The sequence below is a fragment of the Streptomyces inhibens genome (assembly GCF_003389455.1).
In the GTDB taxonomy this organism is placed as follows: Bacteria; Actinomycetota; Actinomycetes; order Streptomycetales; family Streptomycetaceae; genus Streptomyces; species Streptomyces inhibens.
Map to the genome: position 1 here is coordinate 1 of NZ_QUAC01000071.1, position 8,158 is coordinate 8,158.

General features: G+C 67.4%; 4 protein-coding genes and 4 pseudogenes. 4 read left to right on the forward strand and 4 right to left on the reverse strand.

All coding sequences use genetic code 11. The features are described from left to right. Both DY245_RS09685 and DY245_RS44230 read right to left on the reverse strand, forming a co-directional pair. Positions 1 to 1,946 (reverse strand): beta strand repeat-containing protein (locus tag DY245_RS09685; RefSeq protein ID WP_244942945.1); only part of this gene is annotated, 1,946 nt, incomplete at its 3' end. A gap of 42 nt (positions 1,947 to 1,988) precedes the next feature. Further along, a pseudogene (locus tag DY245_RS44230) lies at positions 1,989 to 2,801 on the reverse strand (Ig-like domain-containing protein); the annotation flags it as partial. 499 nt (positions 2,802 to 3,300) lie between these two features. Between DY245_RS44230 and DY245_RS09690 the strand changes: the two are divergent. Together DY245_RS09690 and DY245_RS09695 are read left to right on the forward strand one after the other, a co-directional pair. Continuing rightward, a pseudogene (locus DY245_RS09690) lies at positions 3,301 to 3,402 on the forward strand (transposase family protein); the annotation flags it as partial. A 227-nt stretch (positions 3,403 to 3,629) separates the two neighbouring features. Beyond that, positions 3,630 to 3,983 carry a hypothetical protein gene (locus DY245_RS09695; protein WP_128505620.1) on the forward strand — a complete coding sequence of 118 codons (354 nt, stop codon included), beginning with the start codon at positions 3,630 to 3,632 and terminating at the stop codon, positions 3,981 to 3,983. A 667-nt stretch (positions 3,984 to 4,650) separates the two neighbouring features. Here the strand turns inward: DY245_RS09695 and DY245_RS09700 are convergent. Further along, positions 4,651 to 4,783: pseudogene (locus tag DY245_RS09700) on the reverse strand (IS5/IS1182 family transposase); the annotation flags it as partial. Between DY245_RS09700 and DY245_RS09705 the strand changes: the two are divergent. After that, positions 4,776 to 4,892, forward strand: a pseudogene (locus tag DY245_RS09705) (helix-turn-helix domain-containing protein); the annotation flags it as partial. The pseudogenes DY245_RS09700 and DY245_RS09705 overlap by 8 nt on opposite strands. A 1,481-nt stretch (positions 4,893 to 6,373) precedes the next feature. After that, on the forward strand, positions 6,374 to 6,901 hold the full coding sequence (locus DY245_RS09710; protein WP_244942946.1) for a GNAT family N-acetyltransferase: 528 nt from the start codon (positions 6,374 to 6,376) through the stop codon (positions 6,899 to 6,901). Positions 6,902 to 6,969: 68 nt separating this feature from the next. Here the strand turns inward: DY245_RS09710 and DY245_RS09715 are convergent. Continuing rightward, positions 6,970 to 8,158: aminotransferase-like domain-containing protein (locus DY245_RS09715; protein ID WP_147318336.1), on the reverse strand; the 1,189-nt coding region annotated here is incomplete at its 5' end.

Here is an 8,158-nt window from a genome sequence, read left to right on the forward strand (position 1 = left end):
GCACCCGGCGCAACCGGCGCAACCGTGGCCGTGAAGCTGACCGTCTGCCCCACCACGGACGGATCCGGGGACGACGTGACCGAGGTCGTGGTCAACGCCTGAACGACCGTCTGGGTGTCCGTCCCACTGGAACCGGTGAAGTTGGCATCACCGCTGTACGTCGCGGTGACCGTGTGCGAACCGGCTCCGAGTGCGCTGGTGGTGACGCTCGCCGTACCCCCGGAGAGGGTGCCGGTCAGCGTCGGGCCACCGGTGATGACGAAGGTGACCGTACCGGTGGGAGTGCCCGCGCCGGGCGCAACCGGCGCCACGGTCGCGGTGAAGGTCACCGGCTCACCCACCACGGACGGGTCGGGCGACGACGTGACCGAGGTCGTGGTCGACGCCTGGTTCACCGTCTGGGTGTCCGTCCCGCTGGAACCGGTGAAGTTGGCGTCACCGCCGTACGTCGCGGTGACCGTGTGCGAACCGGTACCGAGTGCGCTGGTGGTGACGCTCGCCGTACCCCCGGAAAGGGTGCCGGTCAGCGTCGGACCACCGCTGATGACGAAGGTGACCGTACCCGTCGGCGTCCCCGTACCCGGCGCGACCGGCGAAACGGTCGCGGTGAAGGTCACCGGCTGCCCCACCACGGACGGATCCGGCGACGAGGTGACCGAGGTCGTGGTCGACGCCTGGCCCACCGTCTGGGTGTCGGTGTCACTGGAGCCGGTGTAGTTGGCGTCACCGCCGTAGGTCGCGGTGATGAGGTAAGTGCCGGCCGTGACCAGCCCGTTGGTGCTCACCGCCGCGACACCGCTGCCGTCCAGGGTCCCGGTGAGGTTCACGGTGGTGACCCCGTCGGTGGCGACGAACGTGACGGTGCCGGTCGGGACCCCGCCGCCGGGAGCAACTGCCCCCACAAAGGCAGTGAGGGTGACCGACTGCCCCACCACGGACGGGTCGGGGAAGGAGGTGACCGTGGTGGTCGTCGATGCCTGGTTGACGGTCTGGGTGTCGGCGCCGCTCGATGTCAGGAAGTTGGCGTCACCGCTGTACGTCGCCGTGACGGCATGGGTGCCGGCGCCCAGCGAGCTGGTCGTCACGCTCGCCGTACCGCCCGAGAGCGTGCCGGTCAGCGTGCCGCCGCCACCGCCAGTGATCACGAAGGTGACCGTGCCGGTGGGAGTGCCCCCGGCCGGCGGGACCGGTGCGACGGTGGCCGTGAAGGTCACCGGCTGCCCCACCACGGACGGGTCCGGGGACGAGGTGACCGTGGTGGTCGTCAAGGCCGGGCCGACCGTCTGGGTGTCGGTCCCGGTGGAGGTGTTGAAGCTGGCGTCACCGTTGTACGTCGCCGTGACGCTGTGCGTGCCGGCGCCCAGCGAACTGGTCGACACACTCGCCGTACCGCCCGACAGCGTGCCGGTCAGTGTGCCGCCGCCGCTGCCGCCGATGACGAAGGTGACCGTGCCCGTCGGTGTCCCCGCACCGGGCGCGACCGGCGCGACCACGGCCGTGAAGGTCACCGACTGCCCCACCAGGGACGGGTCGGGCGAGGAGGTGACCGTGGTGGTCGTCGACGCCTTGTTCACCGTCTGGGTGTCGGTCCCCGTGGAGGGGTTGAAGCTGGCGCTACCGCTGTAGGTCGCGGTGACGGCATGTGTACCGACGCTCAACCCGCTTGTGGAAACGCTCGCCGTACCGCCCGACAGCGTCCCGGTCAGCGTGGGACCACCGGTGATCACAAAGGTGACCGTGCCGGTGGGAGTGCCCGCACCCGGCGCGACCGGCGCGACATTGGCGGTGAAGGTGACCGTCTGCCCGGAGACGGATGGATCCGGCGACGAGGTGACCGTGGTGGTCGTCGACGCCTTGTTCACGGTCTGGGTGTCGGTCCCCGTGGAGGTGCTGAAGTTGACGTCACCGCTGTAGGTCGCGGTGACGGTGTGCGGTCCGACACCCAAGGCGCTTGTGGTGACGCTCGCCGTGCCGCCCGACAGTGTCCNGTAGGTCGCGGTGACGGTGTGCGGTCCGACACCCAAGGCGCTTGTGGTGACGCTCGCCGTGCCGCCCGACAGTGTCCCGGTCAGCGTGGGACCACCGGAGATGACGAAGGTCACCGTGCCGGTCGGTGTACCCGAGGCCGGTGGGATCGGCGAGACGGTGGCCGTGAAGGTGACCGGCTGCCCGAAGACCGACGGGTCCGGGGACGAGGTGACCGTGGTGATCGTCGCGCCGCTGGGCTGGACCGTCTGTGTGTCGGTGCCGGAGGACGCCGAGAAGTTGGCATTGCCGCTGTAGGTGGCGGTGACCGGATGTGTGCCGGCGCTGAGAGTGCTGGTCGTCACCGTGGCCGTACCGCCCGAGAGCGGCGCGGTCAGCGTGCCGCCCCCACCGCCTCCGATGACGAAGGTGACCGTACCCGTTGGTGTCCCCGCGCCCGGCGCGACCGGCGCCACGGTGGCCGTGAAGGTGACCGGCTGCCCGAAGAGCGACGGGTCCGGGGACGAGGTGACCGTGGTGGTGGTCGACGCCTGGAACACGAACAGACCGCCGCTGCCGGTGGACGGCCCGAAGAAGGGGCTGCCGTTGTAGGTGGCGGTGACGGTGTGGAACCCGACGGCTGGAGCGCTGATGGTGACGGTCGCTGTGCCGCCGACCAGTGTCCCGGTCAGAGTGGGCCCGCCCGTGACGACAAATGTCACGGTGCCGGTAGGTGTGCCCAGTCCGATGGGGATGACCGTTGCGGTCAAGGTCACGGTCTGTCCGAAGACTGCCGGATTCGGCGCTGCGGACACCAACGTGATGGTGGGTGCCATAGTGCGGCCCTTCAAGTGGTGTGGAGGTGGCGGGCCGTTCACCTCCCCGCCAAGCGTGAAGGTCTCGGGGAGGCGGCAACATCCTCAGGGACGACGCCGGGCACATCTCAGGTGATGGGGATTCGCATCTGCATACCGATGTCCTCCCATGGGTGGGCGACCCGCCGGTCGATAGCATCAGTAACGGCGTTGACCGCACAGCCACGCCATAGTCGCCGCAAGGATTTCCCCTGATTGGCGCAGCGCTCACCGGCCCGGCGGCACGCAAGGCGTGCACCACAGGGCGCAGAGATTGCGTACACCGACACGGGCCGCCCGCCGGCATGCGCCGGGCTCGTACGCCCGACGGAAGCGCCACCACTCCCAACGATTCACCCCTGCAATGGGTTCTGTTCATCGAGGGGCGAGTTTTGAGGGCTCCCCTCCCCTCAACCGGTGTCACGAATAGGGGAGTTGTAAAACCGTGGCCTACGTGGTGAGTTCGTTCGGGCGTTGGTAGCTGCTCGTCATCGCCCATCTGCGGTGCGGACACACCTACGCCCAGCTCGGGGCCGGGTTCGGCGTCGGGACCACCACGGTGTACCGGTACATGGCCAAGGCCGGTCAAACCAAACACATGCGGAGTCGTTGCGCGGTCTTGTCCACCGTCACCTGGAAACAGTTATGGAGAGGCTCCGCCCCTTGCACCCGGTGCGCCGGGGACGGCTTATCGTCGGGCAGTCCGCTCTTCTTGAAGCAGCCCCATTCTCCCGAGGGAGCAATCTCCCGAGTCAGCAGGTGTCGCAGCTGCTCGAAGTCGGTTGCGTGGCACCAGTATCCGGGGTCGTCATGGACGTGGTAGTCGGTGCCGAGGGTTCGGTCGACTGTGTGGCGCCTGTATCCGGCGTTGTCGTCGTCGCGGTAGTCGGTGCCGAAGATTCGGTCGACTGCGTGGCACTTGTACCCGGAGTTGTCGTCGTCGCGGTAGTCGGTGCCGAAGATTCGGTCGACTGCGTGGCACTTGTACCCGGCGTTGTCGTCGTCACGGTAGTCGGCGCCGAGGGCACGAACGGCTGCTGGGTGCCATGCTGCGGAGTTGTCGCAGTCGTGGTAGTCGTAGGCGACTGCGCCGGACTGGACGACTGTTCCCCCAGCATCGTAAAGACCGTCATGTTAAGCATAGCTGCAGTCGTCGGGCCTTGAGAGCCTTGAGGTTTTTGAGGTTTTTGAGGGCTTTGAAGTTTGAGTAGCTGATCCCTCTCCTCGATATACCCCGCTATCAGCCCCTGCCGCATTCCTTTGGCGTAGTCGGTGCTTCCCGCGAACGTGGGAAGGGATCCTCCGTGACCAGTCTTCTTGACATCGGTGTACGCCTTCTTCGCACCTATCGGCTTTCCATCGTCAAAGCCGTTGTTGTACGCATTCCAGTTGATGGGCTGGGATGGGGGCTTCGCTTGCCCGACGTAGTAGTCGACGCTCGGAGCCGCCCTCACCACATGGGCTGTGTCCGGGACAGTATTCGCCAGAGCTGTACCGGCGCCTCCCAGGAATGTTCCTGCCGCCATCACGGCAACCACGGTGATCCTGCTCGCCCGCTTGACTCCTTGCCGACGAGCGCCTTTGCCGGCCATTTCGAACCGCCAATCTCATTGAGCTTTCCACCACTTACTCCACCCCTCATCAAAATAGGATACGTCGAAACCTCGATGCCGGAAGGGCCGGACGGCCTCATGGCGCATGGCGCACGGGCCGGTTGGGCACGACGGCGAGATTGCCGTGTATTCAATATTTTCGCCGTTGCAATCCCATACCCTCCGCAGCCAAAGGCCCCTGACCAGCATCTTTGGTCAGGGCCATCCAAGACCGTGTCCTACATGGTGAGTTTGACCAGGCGTTTGTAGCAGCACATGGCTGCGGCGAGGCCGAGAAATGCGAGGCACTTCCGGGGTGGCGTTCGTAGCGGGGCCGAGTCTGCGGTAGCCGGAGAGCCGGCGGGCGGACCGGCAGGCCCTGCTCGTCATCGCCCGTCTGCGGTGCGGACACACCTACGCCCAGCTCGCGGCCGGGTTCGGCGTCGGGACCACCACGGTGTACCGGTACGTGGCCAAGGCCGGTCACAGCAGGCACATGCGCAGTCGTTGCGCGGTCTTGTCCACCGTCACCTGGAAACAATTGTGGAGAGACCCCGCCCCTTGCACCCGGTGCGCCGGGGACGGTTTATCGTCGGGCAGCCCGCTCTTCTTGAAGCAGCCCCATTCTCCCGAGGGAGCAATCTCCCGCACTCTTACTGATACGCACCAACTTGGCCACCCGGCACCCCAGTTGGTCGACCTCAATAGCCTCGAACCGACCACTGGTCGCAGCGCCCACAGGGATGCCTCAGGAGCTAGCAGGTGTCGCAACTGGACGAAGTCGATTGCGTGGCACCAGTATCCGGAGTTGTCATACTCGTGGTAGTCGGTGCCGAGGGTTCGGTCGACTGTGTGGCACCTGTATCCGGAGTCGTCGAAGTCGCAGTAGTCGTCGCCGAAGGCCCGGTCAACTGCGCGGCACTCGTACCCGGAGTTGTCGTAGTCGCAGTAGGCGTTGTCGAGGGCACGAACGGCTGCTGGGCGCCCTGCTGCGGAGTTGTGGCAGTTGTGGTCGTCGTAGGCGCAGTCGTGGTAGTCGTAGGCGACTGCGCCGGCTGGGACTCCGGAGGCATGCCGAGGATCGTTCGGACCGTCGTGTGCAGCAATTCTGCACTCGTCGGGGCTGGACTCGTCTTTTTTGTATGCAGACCTATCTCTTCGAGATACCCCTCTATCAACCCCTGCCGCATTCCTCTGGCGAAGTCGGTGCCTCCCGCAAATGTGGGAGGGGATCCTCCTCGACCATTCTTCTTCAAATCTTCGACCGCTTTCTTCGCACCTATCGGCCTTCCCTCATCAAAGCCGTTGGTGTACGCATTCCAGTTGATGGGCGCGGGTGGGGGCTTCGCTTGCCCGACGTAGTAGTCGATGCTCGGGGCCGCCCTCACCGTATGCGCTGTGGCCGGGACAGTATTCGCCAGAGCTGTACCGGCGCCTCCCAGGAATGTTCCTGCCGCCATCACGGCGACCACGGTGATCCTGCTCGCCCGCCTGACTCCTTGCCGGCGAGCGCCTTTGCCGGCCATTTCGAACCACCAATCTCCTTGAGTTTTCCACCACTTACTCCACCCCTCATCAAAGCAGGATACGTCGAAACCTCGATGCCGGAAGGGCCGGACGGCCCTCATGACGCATGGCCGGTTGGGCACGACGATGAGATTGCCGTGCATTCAATATTTTCGCTGTTGCAATCCCATGCCCTCCACAGGCAAAGGCTCCTGACCAGCATCTTTGGCCGGGCCCGTCCAAGACCGTGTCCTACATGGTGAGTTTGACCAGGCGTTTGTAGCAGCACATGGCTGCGGCGAGGGTCCATCCCTAAAGGTGGCCGAGAGACTGACGGACGATTTTCGCCGGGCCTCCACATCACTCGCGTCTACGCTGATCGCTATGGATAAAGCGCTGGCCAAAGAGGTGGACACAGAGAGGGACACAGAAGTGGATGGAGAAGTAGCGGGAGAAGTGGAGACAGAACAGGTACTGCCAGGAGACCTGATACTGCGTCACCCGGTGCCGTCGGACCACCCGCGGCTGCAACTGGCGCTGGCCGACTGGTGGGGCGGCCTGGGCGGCGACGCGGGCGCGCTGCAACGCCAGTTGCTCGTACCGCGACTGTTCCTGCAGCACTTCGCCGACACCAGCTTTCTCGTCGAGCGCCCCGATCGCACCCTGCACGCATTCCTGATCGGCTTCCTGTCCCAGACGGACCCCGAGACCGCCTACGTCCACTTCGTGGGCGTGTGCCCGGACGGAAAGCGCGGCGGCGTGGGCAGCGCGCTCTACCACCGCTTCTTCGCCACGGCCCGCGCGGCCGGCCGCACCCGGATCCGCTGCATCACCAGCCCCAACAACCGCGACTCCATCGCGTACCACACCCGTATGGGCTTCCGGCTGGAGCCGGGCGACCGGACCGATGAGCACGGCGTACCGGTGCACCGGGATTACGACGGGCCGGGGCTCGACCGGGTGTCGTTCGTGCGGGACCTGTGAGGCGCGTGTCGTTCGTACAGGACCTGTAAGGCGCGCGTCGTCGGCGCCCCGCCCGGGCTTGTCAGCCCCTACTCCCCCGGCGGCAGCACCCTCAGCAGCGCGTCCAGGACGCCGGCGAAGGAGTGCTCGGGCGGGGTGCCGTACGCCACGACCAGGGCGTCGCGGGGGACGGCGGTGGCGGACGGGTCGGTGAAGCCGCCCAGGCCGTGCAGGGCGAGGCTCTGCCAGTTGGCGGCCTGGACGATGGACTGCTCGGTGCCGGGCGGGAGTTCGAGCACGGCGTGCAGCCCGGCCGCGATGCCCGAGACCTGGATGGAGGGGGCGTGTGCGGCGAGCGCCTCGACCAGTTGGTCGCGGCGGCGGCGGTAGCGCAGCCGCATACCGCGCAGATGCCGGTCGTACGCGCCCGAGGTCAGAAACTCGGCGAGCGTGAGCTGGTCCAGCGAGCTGGACGGCCATTCCCCGGTGCGCTTGAGGGCGTACACCGGGTCGAGGAGATGCTCCGGCAGCACCATCCAGGCCAGCCGCAGCGCCGGGGCGAGGCTCTTGCTCGCGGTGCCCATGTAGACGACGTGCTCGGGGTCCAGGCCCTGGAGGGCGCCGACCGGCTGACGGTCGTAGCGGAACTCGCCGTCGTAGTCGTCCTCCAGGATGTAATTGCCGGTGGCGCGCGCCCAGTTGACTGCGGCAGCCCGGCGGTCGGGGTGCAGTGCCACGCCGGTGGGGAACTGGTGCGCGGGGGTGAGCAGCGCCGCGCGTACGTCGTCGAGGGCCGCCAACTCACCCGTATCGGCGCCGTGTTCGTCCACCTGGAGCGGCACCGTGCGCAGCCCGGCGCGGATGATGACATGGCGGTGGAAGTCGAGCCCGTAGGACTCCACGGCGATTTGGCCGTCGCCCTGCCGCCAGCCGTCGCCCGGCCGCCCCGGCGGGTTGCCGCCTTCCGCGCGCAGTACGCGGCTCAGCAGCCCCAGCGCCTGCATGAAGCCGGCGCAGACGACGATGCGGTCCGGGTCGGCGCGGACGCCGCGGGCGCGGGCCAGGTAGTCGGAGAGTGCCCGCCGCAGTTCGGGGCGGCCGGCCGGGGCGGGGTAGCCGAAGGCCTCGCTGGGGGCGGCGGTCAGCGCGCGGCGGGCGGCGGCCAGCCAGGCGGTGCGCGGGAAGGTGGAGATGTCGGGGGTGCCCGGGGTGAGGTCGAAGCGCGGCCGGTCGGCGCGGTCGGCCGGGCCGGGGGCGCGCCGGTTGGCGGGCGTGGCG